Origin of the sequence: Janthinobacterium sp. TND4EL3 (assembly GCF_900156175.1) — a bacterium.
Lineage (GTDB): Bacteria > Pseudomonadota > Gammaproteobacteria > Burkholderiales > Burkholderiaceae_D > Janthinobacterium.
This window is the reverse complement of record NZ_FTMV01000001.1, coordinates 598935-618421: the sequence shown is the minus strand read 5'-3', so window position 1 is coordinate 618421 and position 19487 is coordinate 598935. Positions and strand designations below refer to the sequence as shown.

Below are 19487 nucleotides of genomic sequence, written 5' to 3'. Positions count from 1 at the left end.
GGCTACCATGCGTGCTTGACTGAATTCACGCCACACGACCATGACCACCACCAACGACCTCGCCGAACAATCTCCCCTGGGCAAAAGCTCCGCCTACCGCACCGATTACGCGCCGGAACTGCTGTTCCCCATCCCGCGCCAGGGCAAGCGCGACGAACTGGAACTGCACGGTACATTACCGTTCTTCGGCCTCGACATTTGGAACGCCTATGAACTGTCGTGGCTGAACCAGCGCGGCAAGCCGCAGGTGGCCATCGCCAGGGTCAGCGCACCGGCCGATTCGCCCAACATCATCGAATCGAAATCGTTCAAGCTGTACCTGAACTCCTTCAACCAGACCAAGCTGGACAGCCCGGAAGCCCTGTTGACCTTGCTCAAGCAGGATTTGTCGAACGGCTTTGGCGCCCCCGTGCAGGTGGAACTGACCTTGCAGGAAGACTTCGGCAAGCTGAAAATGGGCGAGTTCGACGGCGTGCTGCTGGACCGCCTGGACCTGGAAATCACGCAATACACGCCCTCGCCCCTGCTGTTGAAGGCGGCGCTCGATGAAGCGCCCGTGGAAGAAAAACTCGTTTCGCACCTGTTGAAATCGAATTGCCTGGTGACGGGCCAGCCCGACTGGGGCAGCGTGCAGATCGAGTACGCGGGACCGCAAATCGACCAGGAAAGCCTGCTGCGCTACCTGATCGGTTTCCGCGAGCACAATGAATTCCACGAACAATGCGTGGAGCGCATCTTTGTCGACATCTTGCGTCAGTGCAAACCACAGAAGCTGTCCGTGTATGCGCGCTATACGCGCCGCGGCGGACTCGACATCAACCCGTGGCGCAGCAACTACAGCACGGGCGTGAAACCGGGCAACCTGCGCAATGCGCGCCAGTAAACCCCGCGCAGTTGCAAAAAAACGATGCCGATGAGCATGGTCACTGTGTTTTAAAACAACATTACCATCATGCTTTGCAGCATCATGAAAGCGCTGAAAAGTCGGAAAATCGGCATTTTGCGACGGAAAAACCGGCGCACGCCGCCTTTTTAATCACGAAATAGCCGACATACGCCAGTGTTGGTTTTTTGTTAAAATGAGGATGACGCGGGGCGTAGCGCGCACGGCGTTCGCAGCGGGCGTATACTGTTGAGAATTGGCGTTACAGGCCGCGAAAACAGGCCTATAATTCGGCTCGCAAGCCCTCTGCGCATTGCACCATCTCATTGAGTGTCATGACTAATCTTAGCAAAATTTTATCCCTCGAAAACGTCCTTCTGGACCTGGAAGTCTCCAGCAAGAAGCGCGCTTTCGAGCAAGCCGGCCTGATCTTCGAAAACAACTACGGCATCGCCCGCTCCACCGTTTCGGACAATCTGTTTGCCCGCGAACGCCTGGGTTCGACTGGCCTGGGCCATGGCGTGGCCGTGCCGCATGGCAGGGTCAAGGGCAGCAAGACCCTGAAAGCGCCGCTGGGCGCCTTCGTGCGCCTGGCCGAGCCGATCCCGTTCGAGTCGCCCGACGGCAAGCCCGTCAACCTGCTGTTTTTCCTGCTGATTCCAGATCATGTCACACAGCAACATCTGGAAATCCTGTCGGAAATCGCCGAAATGTTTTCCGATGACGCCTTCCGCACGGCCCTGGCCACGGATCCGGAACCGAAATCCGTGCATTCGCGCATCGTCAATTGGCAACCCAGTCTGCAAGCGGCGGGTTAAACTTCAGGTATTCCTCCACTCCTGAAGAAGACTGCCATGTTGCAAACGCCGCTGACGATACAACGCCTGTACGACGATAATCGTGAAAGTCTGCAACTGGGCTGGTTCGCCGGCTTCCCCGGCGGCGAACGCCTGATCTCGGGCGACGTCTCTTCGGCCGCCGACCAGGTGGGCCACTTGAACCTGATCCATCCGGGCCGCATCCAGGTCTTCGGCCACCAGGAAATCAATTACTACCAGCGCCTGAAGGTCAATACGCGCACCCACGTGATCGGCGAACTGATCGCCGGCGGTCCGCCCGCGCTGATCATCGCGCAAGGGCTGGAAACGCCGCCCGACATCCTCGCCATCTGCGACGAGCAAAACATTCCCCTGTTCTCCACCCCGCTGCCGGCCGCGCAGGTGATCGACTTCCTGCGCGTCTACCTGTCGAAAAAGCTGGCGCAGCGCATTATCATGCATGGCGTGTTCATGGACGTGCTGGGCGTCGGCGTGCTGATCACGGGCGACTCTGGCCTGGGCAAGAGCGAGCTGGGACTGGAATTGATTTCGCGCAGCCACGGCCTGGTGGCCGATGACGCCGTCGAATTCTCGCGCATCGCGCCCAACATGATCGAAGGCCGCTGCCCGCCCCTGCTGCAAAACCTGCTGGAAGTGCGGGGCCTGGGTTTGCTCGATATCAAGGCCATCTTTGGCGAAACGGCCGTGCGCCGCAAGATGCGCTTGAAACTGATCGTCCACCTGGTGCGCCGCAACGCACTGGAAGAGGAAGTCGAGCGCCTGCCCTTCCTGTTCCCCACGGAAGATGTGCTGGGCTTGCCCGTGCGCAAAGTCGTCATCCCCGTCGCCGCCGGCCGCAATATCGCCGTGCTGCTGGAAGCGGCCGTGCGCAATACCATTTTGCAACTGCGCGGCATCGATACCTTGCAGGAATTCATGGAGCGGCAACGACTCGCCATGAGTGGCGATTAACAACGTAGGTCGGATTAGCGGGGCCGCCGAGGTGGGGCAAGGCCCCGCGTAATCCGACAGCATTGTTGGCGCGTGCAGCAAAGAAATACCACGGTCCAAATTGCATTAATTTGTAAAGACAATTCCCTCGGGAGCGCAGTGCCGGTCTTTATTGTATGATCGGGCTATGCATATCGTCCTTATCACCGGAATATCCGGCTCCGGCAAATCCGTCGCGCTCAATGTGCTGGAAGATACCGGTTACTACTGTGTCGACAACCTGCCGCCGGCCTTGCTGCCCAGCCTGGTGCAAACCCTGCTTGACGAAGGCACGCCGCAACTGGCCGTGGCCGTCGATGCGCGCAGCGCCGAGTCGCTCGTCAGCTTGCCGCACAATGTCACGCTGCTGCGCGACCAGGGACATGACGTCAAGGTCATGTTCTTGACGGCGACCACGCACTCGCTGGTGGCGCGCTTCTCGGAAACGCGGCGCAGCCACCCCTTGTCGCACGAATTACGTCCCAACCACAATCCAGCCAGCCGCCGCACCCTGATCGAATGCATTACGGAAGAACGCGAACGCCTGTCGGCCATCGAGCAGCTGGGCCATGTAATCGATACGTCGGAGCTGAGCGCCAACAAGCTGCGCGCCTGGATCAAGGATATCGTCGCCTCCGAACGCGCGCCGCTGACCCTGTTCTTCGAATCGTTCGCCTTCAAGCTGGGCGTGCCGCTGGACGCCGATTTCGTCTTCGACGTGCGGGCCCTGCCGAATCCGTACTACGACCTGGCCCTGCGTCCGCTCGATGGACGCGACGCGCCCGTGATCGCCTTCCTCGATGCGCAGCCGAGCGCGCTGGAGCTGCTGGCCGACATCCGCGCCTTCATCGAGAAATGGTTGCCGTCATTCAAGTCCGACAACCGCAGCTACCTGACGGTTGCCCTGGGCTGCACGGGCGGCCAGCACCGCTCCGTGTACATGGCGGAACGGCTGGCGCAATACTTCGGCCCCAACGAAAGAGTCGTGCTGCGCCACCGCGAACGCTCCTAATCAGTCGAGGTGGCGCAGCGGGTGCGCCAGCGCCGGCCAGGCGGGGGCAAAGAAGCGCGCCACCATGGCCGCATCGACCTCGTCCAGGCTGGATGGGTTCCAGCGCGGCGCATTGTCCTTGTCGACCACCAGCGCGCGCACGCCTTCGAGCACCTCGCCATGCGTAAAATTGTGGCGCACCACGGTGCGTTCCATGCGCAGGCAGTCGGCCACGCCCAGGTGGGCGCCCCGCTGCAGCAATTCCAGCGTTACCGACATCATCAGCGGCGAGCGCAGGCGCATGGCCGCCAGGGCCTTGGCCGCGAACGCGCTGTCGTCCTGCGCCAGCGAGGCCATGATGGCGGCCACGGAGCCGGCGCTGAAGTGGCGGTCCAGCGCTGCGCGCGCCGTGGCAAGTGCGGATGTGCCCGCCTGGCCCTGGAAGGGCGCCGCCAGCGCCTTGACGGCCACCGGCAAGGCTTCGCCCGGCGTCGATTCGAACAGGGCCAGCAATGCTCCCATTTCCGCTTCCGGCAGGTAGACATCGGCCAGGCCCGTGTACAGGGCGTCGGCCGCGCCGATGGTCAGCCCCGTCAGCCCCAGGTACAGGCCCAGCCGGCCCGCCAGGCGCGACAGGAAATAACTGCCGCCCACGTCCGGGAACAGGCCGATATTGACTTCCGGCATGGCCATGCGCGTGCGGCCCGTGACGATGCGCAACTGGTTGCCGGGCCCCGCTTGCGCCACGCCCATGCCGCCGCCCATCACCACGCCATCCATCACGGCGATATACGGTTTTGGATAGAAGTGAATGAGATGATTTAAGGCATATTCTTCTGTAAAGAAATCTTCCAGCAATGCACTGCCACCCTGGGGCGTGGTCAGGCCCGCATCGTAAAAGAAACGGATGTCGCCACCGGCGCACAGGGCTTTTTCGCTGCTGGAGCGGATGACGACGGCATCGACCTGCGGGTCGTCGCGCCAGGCCAGCAGGGCCGCGCTCAGGGCGCGCACCATCTCCAGCGACAGGGAATTCAAGGCTTTCGGGCGGTCGAGCACGATGTGGCCCGTGCGGTGGCGGATGGTGGTCTGGACGAAATCGCTCATGGCAGGATGGAAAGAAGTGAGGATGGCGCATTCTAGCGCTTTCACCACGGATATTGCGTTCCGCAGGACGCAAAAAAGGGCGCAATGTGCGCCCTTAGTTGATCACAACTGGGGGAAGCCGGTGGCCTTAGACGGCGACGACGGCGTCTTCCTCTGAGTTGTCTGGCAGATGCTTGATCGCCTCTTTACCGTGCCCTTGCACTTTGGTTTTGTACTTCATCACTTGCCTGTCGAGCTTGTCGATCAGGGTATCGATCGCGGCATACAGGTCGTGCGCCAGGCTTTCCACATAGACGGTCTTGCCACTCAGGCGCAAGTTGACTTCGGCCTTTTGACGTTTTTCTTTCTCTTTGAGGTTGTCCACGGTCAGAATCACGGCGATATCGATGACTTGATCGAAATGACGTTTCACGCGTTCCAGCTTCGTTTGTACGTATTCACGGATGGCTGGTGTCACTTCGAGATGATGTCCGCTGATGGTGAGATTCATACACACTCCTAAAGATGATTCGGGTTCGTGCGGTCCATCGTATCCGGCCCGCAGAGGAACCGAAAAAAACTTACAAACACTTACGCAGGCTCACTGGCGGAATTTTCAATGCTTCCCGGTATTTGGCAACAGTACGTCGCGCAATCACCATGCCTTGTTCCCCCAGCATGTCCGCAATCTTACTGTCGGATAAAGGATTTTTAGGGTCTTCTGCTCCTGTCAGTTGCACGATCAATGCCCGTATCGCCGTCGATGACGCTTCGCCCCCCGCTTCGGTGGCGACGTGGCTACCAAAGAAATATTTCAACTCGAACATGCCGTGCGGGGTCAGCATGTACTTTTGAGTTGTTACCCGCGAGATAGTACTCTCGTGTAAACCCAGTGTATCAGCTATTTCACGGAGCACAAGGGGGCGCATGGCAACGGCCCCATGCGAGAAAAAGTTCTTTTGTCTTTCTACTATCGCCTGCGCCACGCGCAAGATGGTATCGAAGCGCTGGCGCATGTTCTTGATCAGCCACTTGGCTTCCTGCAACTGGGCACCCATGGCGCCCTCACCCTTGCCCTGCTTCAACAAGTTGGCGTACATGGCGTTGACGCGCAGGCGCGGCATGACGTCGTTGTTCAACGTCACCTGCCAGCCATTGCGCGCGCGCTTGACAACCACGTCGGGCACCACGTAATCGGACACGTCGGAGGCGAACACGGCGCCCGGGTGCGGGTTGCACAGGCGGATTACCGTCTGCGCCTCGCGCAAGTCTTCATCATCGCAATCGAGGGCTTTTTTCAGCTTGTTGAAATCGCGCTGGGCAAACCAGGCCAGGTGCTTTTCCACGATGACGAGGGCCATGCGCCGCGTCACCAGGGCGATGTGCGGCAAGCGCTTGATCTGCAGCGCCAGGCATTCGGACGCATTGCGCGCGCCCACGCCGGGCGGATCGAAACTTTGCAGCAGGGACAAGGCCGTGCGCAGCTCGTCGGCGTCGATTTCCAACTCTTCCGGCAGGCGCGCCAGGATGTCGTCGAGCGACTCTTCCAGGTAGCCATTATCGTCGAGGGCGTCAATGATCAGCTCGACCAGCGCGCGGTCGCGCAATTCGAGCACCGTCACGCGCATCTGCTCCATCAGGTGCTCGCGCAGGGTGCAGTGGTGGGCTTCAAGTTGTGGGCGGGAATCTTCGTCGTCGGGCGCCTTGCCGCGGCTCGCCTCGCTCCAGTCGCTGTCGCCGCCGTCCGCGGCGGCCGGGCTGTCGCCCGCCTCGCCGTCAAAGCCGTCCGCTTCGGCCGGCGCGGCGGGCACCTCCTGGCCAGGCGGCTGGGGCGGCGCTTCGGCCGGCGCGGCCGTGGAACTCAAGGCGCCGTCGGACAACAGGCGCAGCGAACGGTCGAGCGGGTCGTCGAGGCGTTCGAGCAAAGGATTGTCCGTCAGCAACTGCTCCAGTTCCTGATGCAGTTCCAGGGTCGATAACTGCAGCAGGCGTATCGATTGCTGCAACTGCGGCGTCAGTGCCAGGTGCTGCGACGTGCGCAGCTGCAATGATTGTTTCATTGGCTCACATGCGGAAGTGTTCGCCCAGATAGACCCGGCGTACCGACTCGTTCGCGATGATGTCGTCGGGGCGTCCCGACGCCAGCACCGAGCCCTGGTTGATGATGTAGGCACGGTCGCAAATACCGAGCGTCTCGCGTACATTATGATCGGTAATCAGCACGCCGATATTGCGCTCCTTCAAGAAACGCACGATGCGCTGGATTTCGATCACGGCGATCGGGTCGACACCGGCGAACGGCTCGTCGAGCAGCACGAAACGGGGGTCGGTGGCCAGCGCGCGGGCGATCTCCACGCGGCGGCGCTCGCCGCCCGACAGGGACAGGGCCTGGTTCTCGCGCAGCTTTTCGATCTGCAGGTCGGCCAGCAATTTATCCAGGCGCTCCTCGATCTCGACCTTCTTCAGCGGGCGGCCTTCGACGGTCTGGATTTCCAGCACGGCGCGGATATTGTCTTCCACCGTCAGCTTGCGGAACACGGATGCTTCCTGCGGCAGGTAGGACAGGCCCATCTGCGCCCGCCGGTGGATGGGCAGGCTGGAAATATCCACGCCGCTGATATCGATGCTGCCGCCGTCGGAGGGCACCAGGCCAACGATCATGTAGAACGAGGTGGTCTTGCCGGCGCCGTTCGGGCCCAGCAGGCCCACTACTTCGCCGCATTCGACTTGCAGCGACACGTCATGCACGACTTGCCGCTTGCCATAGGTTTTCTGCAGCCCGCGAACGATCAGGGTACTGCCGCAACGTGTATTGTCCATTATTTCTTTCCTGGCGCGGGCGTCGCCGGCGCTTTCTCCGCCGCAGGCGCCTTGGTCTTCGGCTGGATCACCATGCGCACGCTGCCGCCGCCGGGGGCGTTGGTGCCGCTGTCGGAGTTTTCCATCGTAAACACTTCATTGCGGCTGTCATACGAGATGAAGGCGCCGTTGGCCACGTCCGTCGGCTTCGTGCCTTCCAGACGCGTCAGCTTGGCCTTGGAAAACAGCTTCACGACTTCCGTCTTGTTGTTGTATTCCACGCGCTCCGCTTCGCCTTCCACCCACAGGTCGCCCGCGCCGTCGCGCTTCTGGCGGAAAGTGGCCAGCTTGCCGGGATCGGCCCAGAACGTGATGAACTGGTAGCCCTGCGGATCTTCCGTGATCAGGGCGCGGCCCGCCTTCATGGTCAGCGTGCCTTTCACCAGCACCACGTCGCCCGTCAGCGTGCGCGTCTGCTTGACGTCGTCGACCAGCCCGCGCTGGGCCGTGATGACGGCTTCCTTCTCGGAATCGGCCTTCTCGGCATGCGCCGTGCCCATCACGGCCAGCGAAAATAAGGTCAACAGCAGGATGTTCTTCATAGTATGGTTTCCTTGTTTCATTCTGTCATTTTGCCGCCGCGGCCGGGCGCGGTTTCGGCGGGAGGACGATGCGCAGCGCCTGCTGCACTTCCACTACGCCGGTGGCGTTATTGGCTTTCATGCCCACGCCGTTGATGCGCGAGGTGCCCATCAGGATATCGACAGGCACGTCCGTTTCCATCCTTTCCTCATCCGGAAACACCGTCAGCGCCTCCGTCTTCACCGTCAGGTTCTGCGCCTTCGGGCTGGCCACGCGGTCGACCACCACCTTGCGATGCAGTTGCAGCCGGGTATTGTCCTGGTCGATATGCGCCAGTTCCGCATTCATGTTCATCGGCGGCATGTCGGGCGTGAGCTTGCGCACGAAAGGCTGGTCGATATCGGACGAATCGTCGGCCGGGTAATGCGTGAGCTTGGTGCCGGACACGATATAGCTGGGTTTGCCCGTCAAATCCATGCGCACCAGGCTGAAATTGGTGATGAAGTAGTCGGGTTCATTCAAATGCTTGCTGGCGGTAATGTCCTGGGCATTCTTGTTCATCACTTCGAGCAGCCAGAAACTGCCCAGCGCGACGACGACCGCCCCCAGCACGGTAAAACTCATGCGCCAGCGATGGGCGCCTCCTGGCTTACGCATATTGCTTCACTCTTTCAAATGTCACTGGCGGCGAGGCACGGCACCTCACTCCAGGAACGGCGCCATGACGCGCGCATAGTTATCCTGTGCACGCAACAGGAATTCGCAGATCTCGCGCACCGCGCCGCGGCCGCCGCCGGCCTGCGTCACATGGTGCGCCAGGCCCTGCGCTTCCGCACGCCCGCCCGGCACGCTGACGGCAAAGCCCACGCGGCGCAGAAGGGGCGCATCGATGACGTCGTCGCCGATATAGCCGCATTGCTCTTCCGTCAAGCCCGTCAGCGCCAGCAATTCGAGGAACGGCGTCAGTTTGTCGTGACCGCCCTGGTGCACATGGGTAATACCCAGGTCTTGCGCGCGGCGCGCCGTGATGGCCGAGCGGCGCGCGCTGATGATGGCCGTCTGCACGCCCGATTCCTGCAGCAGCTTGATGCCCAGGCCATCATACACATTAAACGTTTTCATCATTTCGCCATCGGGGCCGAAATGCAGGCTGCCGTCGGTGAGCACGCCATCGACGTCAAAGATCATCAGTTTGACCTTGGCCGCGCGCGCCAGGTTGTCCGCTACGCTGTCCATCAGATCACCTTCGCTTGCGTCAGATCATGGATATGCAGCGCGCCCACCAGCTTGCCGTCGGCATCGACGACCAGCATCTGGTTGATGCGGAACTGCTCCATCACGGCCACGGCATCGACGGCCAGGCGTTCGGGCGCGATGCTGCGCGGCTGCGCATGCATGACGTCGCGGATGGCCACTTGCGTGAAATCCTGCACGCGCTCGAACATGCGGCGCAAGTCGCCATCGGTAAACACGCCTACGGGACGGTTCTCCGCATCGACGACGGCCGTCATGCCCATGCCCTTCTTCGTCATTTCTTCCAGCGCCTGCAGCAGCGAGGCTTCCACGGGCACCTTGGGCACCCGTTCGCCGCTGCGCATGACGTCATGCACGTGCGTGAGCAGGCGGCGGCCCAGGGCGCCGCCCGGATGCGAGCGGGCAAAATCTTCTTCCTTGAAGCCGCGCAAGTCGAGCAAGGCCACGGCAAGGGCGTCGCCCAGGGCCAGGGTAACGGTGGTGCTGGCCGTCGGGGCCAGGTTCAGCGGACAGGCTTCTTTCTCAACAGAAATATCCAGATGCACGTCGGCCAGCTGGGCCAGGCTGGAGTTCGGCTTGCCCGTCATGGAAATGAGCACGCCGCCCATGCGCTTGACGACAGGCATGATGGCCATCAGTTCGGACGACTCGCCCGAATACGATATGGCAATAAAAGCATCGTCCGACGTGACCATGCCCAGGTCGCCATGGGCCGCTTCGGCCGGATGCACGAACATGGCCGGCGTGCCGGTGGACGCGAGGGTGGCGGCGATCTTGCGCGCGATGTGGCCGGACTTGCCGATGCCGGAGACGACGACACGCCCCTTGCACTGCAGCAACAGCGCCACGGCGCGGCCGACACTGTCGTCCGTGGCCAGGCGCGCATGCAGGGCGTTGATGGCGTCGGACTCGATCTGCAGGGTGGTGCGGGCCAGCGCGACGGCGCGCTCGGTGGTCGCTTGCATGTCAATTCGATCAAAAGCTTTCAGCATTGTTTTTTCATGGGTTACACTCATGCCCAAAGTATAAACGAATTAGGAAAGCAAAAAACTTGCCAGTCACAACAAACAACGATTTCCACTGAGCTCCCCGGGCAACCCATGTTTTCCTCGCTTGAACTGACCCTGATGTTACTCGGCAGCGCCGTGCTGGGCGTGGTCGCTTTCAGAATGCTGCACTTGCCGCCCATGCTAGGCTACCTGGCCGTCGGCATCGTCATCGGCCCCCATGCGCTGGGCCTGGCGGCCGAAAACGAAGCGAGCCATACCCTGGCCGAATTCGGCGTCGTCTTCCTGATGTTTTCCATCGGACTCGAATTCTCGCTTCCCAAGTTTCTTGCCATGCGGCGCATCGTCTTCGGGCTGGGCATGGCGCAGGTGGTTACCACCATCGTCGCCACCGTCGTCTTCGGCTGGTTCGTCGCCCGCTACCTGTCCGCCTACATCCACCTGAGCTGGCAAGCCGCGTTCGCCCTCGGCGGCGCACTGGCCATGTCGTCGACGGCCATCGTCTCGAAAATGCTCACGGAGCGGCTGGAGCTCGAAAGCGAGCACGGCCGCAAGATCATCGGCATCCTGCTGTTCCAGGACCTGGCCGTGGTGCCCCTGCTGATCCTCATTCCCGCCCTCACCCGCGATTCGGACAACCTGGCCGAAACCCTCGCCTGGGCCGGCGGCAAGGCCCTGGTCGTCCTCATTTTGCTCTTGTTCATCGGCCAGAAGATGGTGCGCGGCTGGCTGACCATCGTCGCCAAGCGCCGTTCGCAGGAGTTGTTCATGCTCAACCTGCTGCTGATCACCCTGGGCGCGGCGTGGATCACGGAGCGGGCCGGGCTGTCGCTGGCCCTGGGGGCGTTTGTTGCCGGCATGCTCATTTCCGAGACGGAATTCAAGCACCAGGTGGAGGAAGACATCAAGCCGTTCCGCGACGTGCTGCTGGGCCTGTTCTTCATCACCGTCGGCATGCTGCTCAATATCCGCGTCGTGCTCGACAACTGGTGGCTCGTCCTGCTCTTGCTGTGCGGCCCCGTGCTGCTGAAATTCGCCCTGATCGCGGGCCTGGCCCGGCTGTTCGGCTCGTCGACGGGCGTGTCATTGCGCACGGGCCTGGCGCTGGCGCAGGCCGGCGAATTCGGCTTCGTGCTGCTGAACCTGGCCGGCGGCATCAAGCTGATGGACCCCTTCGTCGTGCAAGTGGTGCTGGCCTCGATGGTGCTGTCGATGCTGGTGGCGCCCTTCCTCATCGCCAAGTCGGACGCTATCGTCATGAAACTGGCCGCCAACGACTGGATGATGCAGTCGCTGGCCCTGACGAAGATCGCCACGCGCACCATGGCCGCGCAAAAACACGTGCTGATCGCCGGCTTTGGCCGCAGCGGGCAAAGCCTGGCCACCCTGCTGGCGGAAGAAAAGATCGAATACCACGCGCTGGACCTGGACCCGGAACGGGTGCAGGAAGCGCAGCTGGCGGGCGCCCACGTCTCGTATGGCGACGCGGGCCGGCGCGAAAGCCTGGTCGCGGCCGGCATCTACAGGGCCAGCGCCGTCGTGATCACGTATGCGAATACCGCGTCGGCACTGAAGTTATTGCATTTACTCAAAGAAATGGCGCCGACACTGCCCGTCATCGTGCGCAGCCACGACGATAGCGACCTCGACCAGCTTAAGAAGGCGGGCGCGGCCGAAGTGGTGCCGGAATTGATGGAAGGCAGCCTGATGCTCGCTTCGCACGCGCTGATCATGATGGGCGTGCCCCTGCGCCGCGTGGTGCACCGCGTGCAGGCGGCGCGCGAAGAACGCTATGCCTCGCTGCGCGGCTATTTCCACGGCAGCAGCGATGCGGGCGACGATGCCGAGCTGGAACGCCTGCATACGGTCACCGTCAGCGAGGATGCGCACTGCGTGGACTTGCCCTTGAGTGCGATCGACGTGGCCGGCTGCGGCGCCTTTGTCACGGCCATCCGCCGCGGCCGCGGCAGCCTCGATGTCAGCCCCGAGACGCAGCTGGCCAGCGGCGACGTGGTGGTGCTGCGCGGCACGGCCGACGCCGTAGCCAAGGCGGAAACATTGCTATTGAAATAATTATTCGATCTGCGCCTGCCAGCTGACGACCTTGTTGCGCCCGCCCGCCTTGGCCTGGTACAGGGCCTGGTCGGCGTGCGCCACCAGCTGTTGCGCCACGGCTTCGATCGGCAGCAGCGCCGCGTCCGCGCCCAGGCTGGCCACGCCGATCGACACGCTGACCCACGTCTGCGTACTGCCCGGCAAGTCGAACATGGTATCGGCAATGCTGGCGCGGATGCGTTCGGCCACGAACGTGGCGCTGTCGAGGTCCGCATCGATCAGCAGGACGACAAATTCCTCGCCGCCGAAGCGCCCCAGCGCATCGGAACGGCGCAATTCCGTGCGGATGCGCGTGGCCACTTCGCGCAGCACTTCATCGCCGCCCTGGTGGCCATGCGTGTCATTGACCGACTTGAAATGGTCGATGTCGATATACATGCATGAAATGCAATAATTCTGGCGCCGCGCGCGCGCGATTTCTTCCAGCAGGCGGCGGTCGATATAGCGCCGGTTGTAGACGCCCGTCAGGGAGTCGGTCAAGCCGATGTATTTCAACATTTCATTGCTGATCACGTTTTCCAGGCAAATGGCGATGATGGAGGCCATATGCTTGATGAAATCCGTGCCCAGCACGGGCGTAAAACGGGTCACGTCGCTGCTGGCCAGGTTCAGGCTGCCAATCAGGCGCTTGTTGCGCAGCAAGGGCACCAGGGCGACGCTGCGCAGGGGCGCGTCGATGCCCGGAAAACGGGGGCCATGCACGGCCGCATCGAACGGCCCCAGCAGCGGCAGCGGCGGCATGCACGCCTCCCTTTCCGTCACGGGCGCTTGCGGCGCAAAGCCTAGTTGCTCCACGGCATGCACGAACAGCAGCTGCGGAAAAGCGCTGAAATCGACGCCCAGCTTTTCCATCACGAGCACGATATCGTCATCCTCGTCGAGCAGGCTCAGGGTGACGCCGTCGAGGTCGGAAATCACGGGCAAGGTACGGAAGATGGTGCCGATCAGCTCGGGAAAGGTGGACGCACCGACGATTTCCAGGTCAAACGCCTGGTGGCGGCACATGATGTCATGGTTGCGCTCGACCTGTTCCAGCAGAAAGGCCATGCGCGCGCGCAAGGCCTGATTCTCGGCTTCGAGGCTGGCAATGCGCTGGGCCGGTGCGGCGGCATCGCTCCCCGGCTGGCCCGGCTCTGGCGGTATTGCTTGATTCATAGAAACCTTAAACCCTTCTGTGCGGGCGCCGCGCTTAAAATGCCAGTTCGAAACCGATTTCCTGCCCCACCACAATACGCTCATCGCCGCCATCCGTGACAATCGCATTCATGCCGAAGCAGATGGCGCCGTCGAGCTCGGGCTTGGCGCGGTAAGCTTGCATGACGTCGAGCGGGTCCGGTCCCGGCACGCCCGTGGCCTGGTCCACCGACGGAATCGGGCAGCGCGAGCACGGCTTGACGGGTTTCAAGGTCGTCGCGCCCAATTGCAGGAACTCCGCATAGTCTTCCTCAAAGGCGCCGATCTCGCCGATGACGAGGTTCGGACGGAAACGGTTCATCGGCAACGCTTCGCGGCCGGCTGCGCGCAGCTTGTCATTGACGTCGGCCAGCGAGGCGCTGCCGGCGATCAGCACCGGGTAGCCATCGGCAAACATGGTCGATGCGGCAATTCCTGCCGTCCACTTGCTGCTGGTGGCGCGCACCACGTCCGGATGAAAGCGCACCAGGCGGCATGGCACGCCGATGGCCTGACTGAACCAGGTCGCCGTGACCTCGTCGCAGTCGTAGGCGCGCACGGTATCGTCCCACACTTGCACGTCCAGCAGGGGCGCATGCTGCGGATGCGGCAAGCCCAGCTCGATTTCCAGGCGCAGCATGCCCGGTGCGCGCAATTCCAGCGTGGTGGCCTTGATACGCGGCACGATCAGCGCCATGCGCGGATGTTCGCGCTGGGTCAGGAAGCGGCCTTGTTCGTCCACCACCATCCATTCGCGGTCGAATACGTGCTCGCTCATCAGCCCTGAACGCGTCAGGACCGCCTCGCGCAGGTGGATGCCGGCGCAGGATTTGATGGGATACAGAATGATGTCGGACAGGATAGCCATGGGCCGGGGCAGTATTGCTACTTCTGCCAGGAAGTTATTCAGAAACGAAGTATGGCAGCAAAGCGGGCAAGCGTAAATCCGCCAAGCCCAGCCGCAGTGGCCGGGCCGGCGTGGCGACGATCAATACGTGTAGAAAATACGCTGGATTTCTTGCGTGCTATTGGTTTTGGTCAAGGCCAGCATCAGCAGGATGCGGGCTTTTTGCGGGTTCAGGGTGTCGGACACGACACTGTCGAGCTCATCGTCGTTGGCTTCGCCATTGCGCGCCACGATGCCCTGGCCCACGCGGCTCGAACGCACGATCAGCACGCCCTTCTGGCGCGCTTCGACCAGGGCCGGCTTCATTTGCGCGGCCACGCTGCCGTCGCCCACGCCCGCGTGGATGATGCCCTTCGCGCCAGCGGCGATGAAGGCGTCCATGCCGACACGGTTCATGTTGGCATAACCATAGACGATGTCCACTTGTGGCAAGGCGTCGAGCTTGCTGATGTCAAATTCCGACTCCAGCGTGTGCTTGCGCGTCGACTGGCGGTAGAAGAAGGGCTTGCTGCCCTGGATGTAGCCGAGCATGCCCAGTTCCGGCGACTTGAAGGTGTCCGTGGTCGAGGTGTTCGTCTTGGTGACTTCGCGCGCCGCGTTGATCTGGTCGTTCAAGGCCACCAGCACGCCCTTGCCGACGGCTTCCTTGCTGCCAGCCAACAACACGGCGTTGTACAGGTTGATGGGGCCGTCGGCGGAGATGGCCGTCGACGGGCGCATGGCGCCCACCACCACGACCGGCTTGTGGCTTTTCACGGTGAGGTTCAGGAAATACGCCGTTTCCTCGATGGTGTCGGTGCCGTGCGTGATGACCACGCCGTCGACGTCGGCGGAGGCCAGCAGCACGTTGATGCGCTTGGCCAGGGTCAGCCAGTGGCTGTTGCCCATGCTTTCGCTGGCGATCTGGAATACTTGCTCGCCTTTCACGTTGGCCACTTTCTTGAGTTCCGGCACGGCGGCGATCAGGCGCTCGACGCCCACGGTGGCCGAGGTGTAGCCGACGGTGGTCGTGCTGTCGGCGCCGCTGCCGGCGATGGTGCCGCCCGTGGCCAGGATCACCACATTCGGCAGTTTGACGGCCGCGTCCTGCGCGCGCGCCGGGGAGGCGGCGACAAAGCCCATCAGCAAGGTGGCCAGCATCAGCTGTGCACAGGAATGGAATTTACGTGAAAACATGGTGCTCCTGTCGGTGATATGTCAAAGATAACAAAGTCGTGTACAAATTATATGTCATCAGTGCCGCACCAATCCCCCAATTCATGTGTCCAGCGCAAACGTGCGCGCCCTTCTCTGCGCTACAGTGGCGCCATGTCCACACTGCTGCCCTTGCGCTCCTGCCTCGCCCTGCCGCTGATCTTGATCGCGCTCAATGCCTGCTCCACGCAAATCGAACTGCGCACGGCGGCGCAGCAGGAGCAATTCGCGCGCGAAGCGGCCAGCCAGGGCAACTGGGCGCGGGCCATGCGCAACTACGCGGCCGCGGCCGCGAATGTCGAACTGGGCCATGGCGATATCGCCTGGCAAGCCAGGCTGCAGCACCAGGCGGGACGCGCCGCCAGCGCCGCCTGCCGTTACGATGCTGCCGAATTCCATTTCCGCGAAGCCATCGCCCTCGCGCAGCGCAGCGGGCAATCGAGCGCCCTCGGCTGCATGGCACTGATAGACCTGTATCGACGCCAGGGCAGGCAGGCGGAAGCGCTGGCCGTGCGCAATGAACTTGACCGGCATCTATCGCGCGCGCCCGCTGCGCTCGCCGATACCGAGCCGCTGCCGGTTGGCAAACCCTGTCAGGCATCACCGTGATCCGGCACAAAAACAATTGCATCAAGGAAAAAGTTATAGATAATGGCAAGCTTGGCCAGTGCGGCACCCGCCGCACGCCAGCACACCGATTCTATGCCTGCCCGCAAACTCATACCCATCATCCTGCTCGCCGCGCTGTTGCCAGCCTGCCGCAGCATGCCGCCCTACGCGGGGCCGCGCGGCCCCGGCACGCCCGCCGTCATCGAAGCCTATGCGTCGCCGCTGAGTTTTTGCGGCTTGCTCACGCCGGGCGTCTGCCATGCCGATATCTTGCTGATCGATAAAAGCAAACTGGCCAGCGACGCGCCCGAAATCGCGCTCGACGGCGGCTCCCACCGCCTCGTCGTGCGCTGCCTGAGCAATATGACCCTGGCCACGGGCGGCAATGAAACGTCGATCCACACTTTCCGCATGGATTTCCAGCCCGGCGCCCGCTACCGCTTCGACGCCAGGGTCGTCGACAACCGCTGCCAGCTGGCCATCGCCGACAAGGCCAGCGGCCAGCGCAGCGAAGCGGTGGAAACCTATTAAAACTCCGTCGTGGCCGACAGCATGACCGTGCGCGGCGCGCCCAGGCCCAGGCTGGTCCATTGCGGCAACGCCCAATACGCCTTGTTGCCCACGTTGCTCACGCTGGCGCGTACGGTCAAGGGACGGCCGGCGGCGCGGGTGGCGTAGCGCGCGCCCAGGTCAAACACGGTGCGCCCCGGCACGGACAGGGAGTTGTCCTCGTTGATGTATTGCTTCGATGCCGCCGTCACGTTTGCCGTCAGGCTCAGGCCCGGCAGCTGCGGCGCATCCCACTCCCCGCCCAGCTTGGCCTGCAGTCTGGGCACGCCCGCCGCCTGCTTGCCCTGGTTGACGCCGTTCTTCGTCCTGGCCAGGGTCGGGTCCACATAGGCGATGCCCCCCATCAGGCGCACGTCGCGCACGGGCGAGCCAAAGAAGCCCCAGTCGACGCCGCGGTTGCGCTGCTCGCCGCCAAAGGAAAAGACATTGCTGACAGGATCGACATAGCTGCTGGGCCGCTTGATTTCGTACACGCTGACCGTATGGGCGAATTCGCCCAGGTCAACCTTGACGCCAGCCTCCATCTGCTTCGATTTATACGGGGCAAAGACCTCTCCCGCGTTGGCCGCCGTCATGGGCGCCGTCGCGCCCTGGCTCAGGCCTTCGATGTAATTGGCGTACAGCGCAACGTTCCTGGCTGCCTTGACCAGCAGGGCGACGGCCGGCGTCGTGGCAGCGGCGTCGTAGCGGGAACTGCGCGCGCCCGTCCTGACGTTGAAGCTGTCGCTGAGCACTTCCTGGTGCCGCAAGCCCACCGTCAGCTGCACTTGATCCTGCGCAAACGACACGGTATCGACCAGGCCATAGCTGGCCAGGCGCAGTGCCGTCTTCGAAATTTGCGGCGCCTCGAAGCGCGTGGCCGGTCCCCAGACGGGATTGTAGATATTCGTGATCCAGTCTTGCGCCAAGGTATTCCTGCGGCCGAATTGCTGGTCCGTATGGTGGTAGTACGTGGCGTTGGCCGCCCACTGGTGGCCGACGTCGGCCGTGCGGAACTTGCCCTTCACGCCCACTTCCGCCGACTGTTTTTCAAGGTTAAAGCCGAGGTCGGCCAGGTTGGTGCGGTAGTCGCCGGCTGTATTGAACACCTGGATCAGGTAGGCGCCCGTCGACTGGTAATCGGCCTTGCCGGCGCCAATGGCGGCATACGCCATCAGCTGTGCGTTCACGTCATATTCGCCGCGCAGCAGCGCGCCCTTGTCCTGCGTGTCATAGAAGGCCCAGCTTGGGTTGAGCAGGGTTTCCGGTTTCGGCGGACGCGGCACGGGCAGGCCGGCGGCCAGGTTGACGCCCCGGTTCAAGCCCCGCGCGCGGTCTTCGCTGCTGTACAGGTCGGCGGACAGGCGCGCGCCTGCGCCGCGCCAGTCCAGTCCCACGGACGCGAGCCGGGTCTTCTTTTCCTGGTGGTTAATGGCGCCGTCGCCATCGCGGTAGACGCCGTTGATGCGGATGCCGAACTGCTTGTTTTCGCCAAAACGCTGACCCAGATCAATATGCCCACCCCATTGCGCATCGGACATATACGACGCCGTCACGCGCGCCAGCGGCGTCTCGGCCGCGCGCTTGGGCACGAGGTTGATGCTGCCGCCCACCGAGCCGCCCGGCGGCATGCCGTTGAGCAAGGCCGACGGCCCCTTCAGCACTTCGATGCGCTCGAACATTTCGGGCGAGGTGCGGTACACGGGCGAAACGCCGAACAGTCCGCCGAACGCGACGTCGCTGGTGGCGGAGCTGAAACCCCGTATCGAATAGTTTTCGCCGATGATGCCCGTCATGCCGCTGCTGAAGACGGTGGGATCGGTGGCCGAGATCACATCGGTGATGTCGCGCGCCTGCCGGTCTTCGATGAATGTATCCGTATAGCTGATGGTGTTGAACGGGGTTTCCATGAAATCCTTGTCGCCAAGAAATCCAACACGGCCGCCGGCAGCCACCTGGCCGCCCGCGTAGACCGCCGTCACGGTATCGCCTTTACCCCAGACCGTCACGGCTGGCATGGTTGCGGCCGCTTCTGCCGCAGCGCTGTGCGCCGGTTCGCGGCGCAGCGTATAGCTGCCATTGCCCTCGCGCACGGCCTGCAAGCCGTGGCCGCGCAGCAATTCATAAAAACCTTCGGGCACGCTGTAGCTGCCGGACAACCCAGCGCTGTGCTTGCCTTGCAGCAGGCTGGCCTCGGCCGTCAGCTCGATGCCGGCCGCCGCCGCGAAGCTGTTGAGCGCCAGGCCCAGTGCACCGGCCGGCACGCTGAACGCCTGACGCACCTGCGCCGCTTGCGCATACGCTGACGGGGCCGCAACGCCCAGCGCCCCGACGGTCAAGCCCGTGATGAGCGCCAATTGCACGGCGGTGGTGATACGGCTCAGGTTCAAGGCGGGAAGGTGGCGCGTCGCCATGCGTTTTGTCATAAAAAATCCTTTTCAGATGGGAAGATTGCTTGTTCTCACCCTATCTCCCGAACGAAAAGGCAAAATCCTCAATGCAAATACGAATCATTACAAAATAAGCTATC

19 protein-coding genes are annotated in these 19487 nt (G+C 62.6%); 7 read left to right on the top strand and 12 right to left on the bottom strand.

All coding sequences use genetic code 11. The features are described 5' to 3' along the window. Positions 1-40: 40 nt before the first annotated feature. The 4 genes from queF (at position 41) to rapZ (ending at position 3703) form a co-directional block, all read left to right on the top strand. Positions 41-883, top strand: a complete 843-nt coding sequence (queF, locus tag BXA07_RS02800) for an NADPH-dependent 7-cyano-7-deazaguanine reductase QueF (RefSeq protein WP_076565359.1) — start codon at positions 41-43, stop codon at positions 881-883. A gap of 335 nt (positions 884-1218) precedes the next feature. Continuing rightward, positions 1219-1701, top strand: coding sequence for a PTS sugar transporter subunit IIA (locus BXA07_RS02795; protein WP_071079718.1), 483 nt, complete (start codon positions 1219-1221; stop codon positions 1699-1701). A 36-nt stretch (positions 1702-1737) separates the two neighbouring features. After that, complete coding sequence (hprK, locus tag BXA07_RS02790) at positions 1738-2673, top strand: HPr(Ser) kinase/phosphatase (RefSeq protein ID WP_034753337.1); 936 nt, start codon at positions 1738-1740, stop codon at positions 2671-2673. A 166-nt stretch (positions 2674-2839) separates the two neighbouring features. Next, entirely contained in the window at positions 2840-3703 is an 864-nt protein-coding gene (gene rapZ / locus BXA07_RS02785; RefSeq protein WP_076565357.1) for an RNase adapter RapZ, read from the top strand. Here the strand turns inward: rapZ and BXA07_RS02780 are convergent, their stop codons facing one another. The 8 genes from BXA07_RS02780 to BXA07_RS02745 form a co-directional block, all read right to left on the bottom strand. Then, positions 3704-4789, bottom strand: coding sequence for an enoyl-CoA hydratase/isomerase family protein (locus BXA07_RS02780; protein WP_076565356.1), 1086 nt, complete (start codon positions 4787-4789; stop codon positions 3704-3706). A 127-nt stretch (positions 4790-4916) separates the two neighbouring features. After that, positions 4917-5279, bottom strand: coding sequence for a ribosome hibernation-promoting factor, HPF/YfiA family (gene raiA / locus BXA07_RS02775; protein WP_035824124.1), 363 nt, complete (start codon positions 5277-5279; stop codon positions 4917-4919). A gap of 70 nt (positions 5280-5349) precedes the next feature. Beyond that, positions 5350-6828 carry an RNA polymerase factor sigma-54 gene (locus BXA07_RS02770; RefSeq protein ID WP_076565354.1) on the bottom strand — a complete coding sequence of 493 codons (1479 nt, stop codon included), beginning with the start codon at positions 6826-6828 and terminating at the stop codon, positions 5350-5352. Between the two features lie 4 nt (positions 6829-6832). Then, positions 6833-7588, bottom strand: a complete 756-nt coding sequence (gene lptB / locus BXA07_RS02765; RefSeq protein ID WP_076565353.1) for an LPS export ABC transporter ATP-binding protein — start codon at positions 7586-7588, stop codon at positions 6833-6835. Next, a complete protein-coding gene (gene lptA, locus BXA07_RS02760; RefSeq protein ID WP_076565351.1) occupies positions 7588-8169 on the bottom strand; it encodes a lipopolysaccharide transport periplasmic protein LptA in 582 nt (193 codons plus the stop codon). The genes lptB and lptA overlap by 1 nt, the downstream gene beginning before the upstream one ends. 25 nt (positions 8170-8194) lie before the next feature. Beyond that, entirely contained in the window at positions 8195-8806 is a 612-nt protein-coding gene (lptC, locus tag BXA07_RS02755; protein ID WP_076565350.1) for an LPS export ABC transporter periplasmic protein LptC, read from the bottom strand. 45 nt (positions 8807-8851) lie between these two features. After that, complete coding sequence (locus BXA07_RS02750; RefSeq protein WP_076565348.1) at positions 8852-9385, bottom strand: KdsC family phosphatase; 534 nt, start codon at positions 9383-9385, stop codon at positions 8852-8854. Beyond that, the gene (locus tag BXA07_RS02745; protein ID WP_139335408.1) at positions 9385-10395 is read right to left on the bottom strand and encodes a KpsF/GutQ family sugar-phosphate isomerase; all 1011 of its coding nucleotides are present in this window, start codon (positions 10393-10395) and stop codon (positions 9385-9387) included. Before BXA07_RS02745 ends, BXA07_RS02750 begins: the two co-directional genes overlap by 1 nt. A gap of 108 nt (positions 10396-10503) precedes the next feature. Here BXA07_RS02745 and BXA07_RS02740 point away from each other — a divergent pair, with 108 nt between their 5' ends. Then, positions 10504-12483, top strand: a complete 1980-nt coding sequence (locus BXA07_RS02740; RefSeq protein ID WP_076565346.1) for a monovalent cation:proton antiporter family protein — start codon at positions 10504-10506, stop codon at positions 12481-12483. On the opposite strand, the gene BXA07_RS02735 is transcribed toward BXA07_RS02740, so the two are convergent. From BXA07_RS02735 to BXA07_RS02725, 3 genes are all read right to left on the bottom strand, one after another. After that, positions 12484-13572 carry a GGDEF domain-containing protein gene (locus tag BXA07_RS02735; protein WP_244556164.1) on the bottom strand — a complete coding sequence of 363 codons (1089 nt, stop codon included), beginning with the start codon at positions 13570-13572 and terminating at the stop codon, positions 12484-12486. 142 nt (positions 13573-13714) lie between these two features. Further along, a complete protein-coding gene (locus tag BXA07_RS02730; protein ID WP_076565343.1) occupies positions 13715-14566 on the bottom strand; it encodes an MOSC domain-containing protein in 852 nt (283 codons plus the stop codon). Between the two features lie 120 nt (positions 14567-14686). Further along, positions 14687-15781: a type II asparaginase gene (locus tag BXA07_RS02725; protein WP_076565341.1), complete on the bottom strand. Its 1095-nt coding sequence runs from the start codon at positions 15779-15781 to the stop codon at positions 14687-14689. Positions 15782-15913: 132 nt separating this feature from the next. Here BXA07_RS02725 and BXA07_RS02720 point away from each other — a divergent pair, with 132 nt between their 5' ends. Then, complete coding sequence (locus BXA07_RS02720; RefSeq protein WP_076565339.1) at positions 15914-16408, top strand: hypothetical protein; 495 nt, start codon at positions 15914-15916, stop codon at positions 16406-16408. Positions 16409-16501: 93 nt separating this feature from the next. After that, positions 16502-16939: a DUF2057 domain-containing protein gene (locus BXA07_RS02715; protein WP_139335407.1), complete on the top strand. Its 438-nt coding sequence runs from the start codon at positions 16502-16504 to the stop codon at positions 16937-16939. Here BXA07_RS02715 and BXA07_RS02710 read toward each other — a convergent pair. Then, on the bottom strand, positions 16936-19383 hold the full coding sequence (locus tag BXA07_RS02710; protein WP_076565336.1) for a TonB-dependent receptor: 2448 nt from the start codon (positions 19381-19383) through the stop codon (positions 16936-16938). The two genes, BXA07_RS02715 and BXA07_RS02710, sit on opposite strands and share 4 nt — an antisense overlap. Positions 19384-19487: the final 104 nt, after the last annotated feature.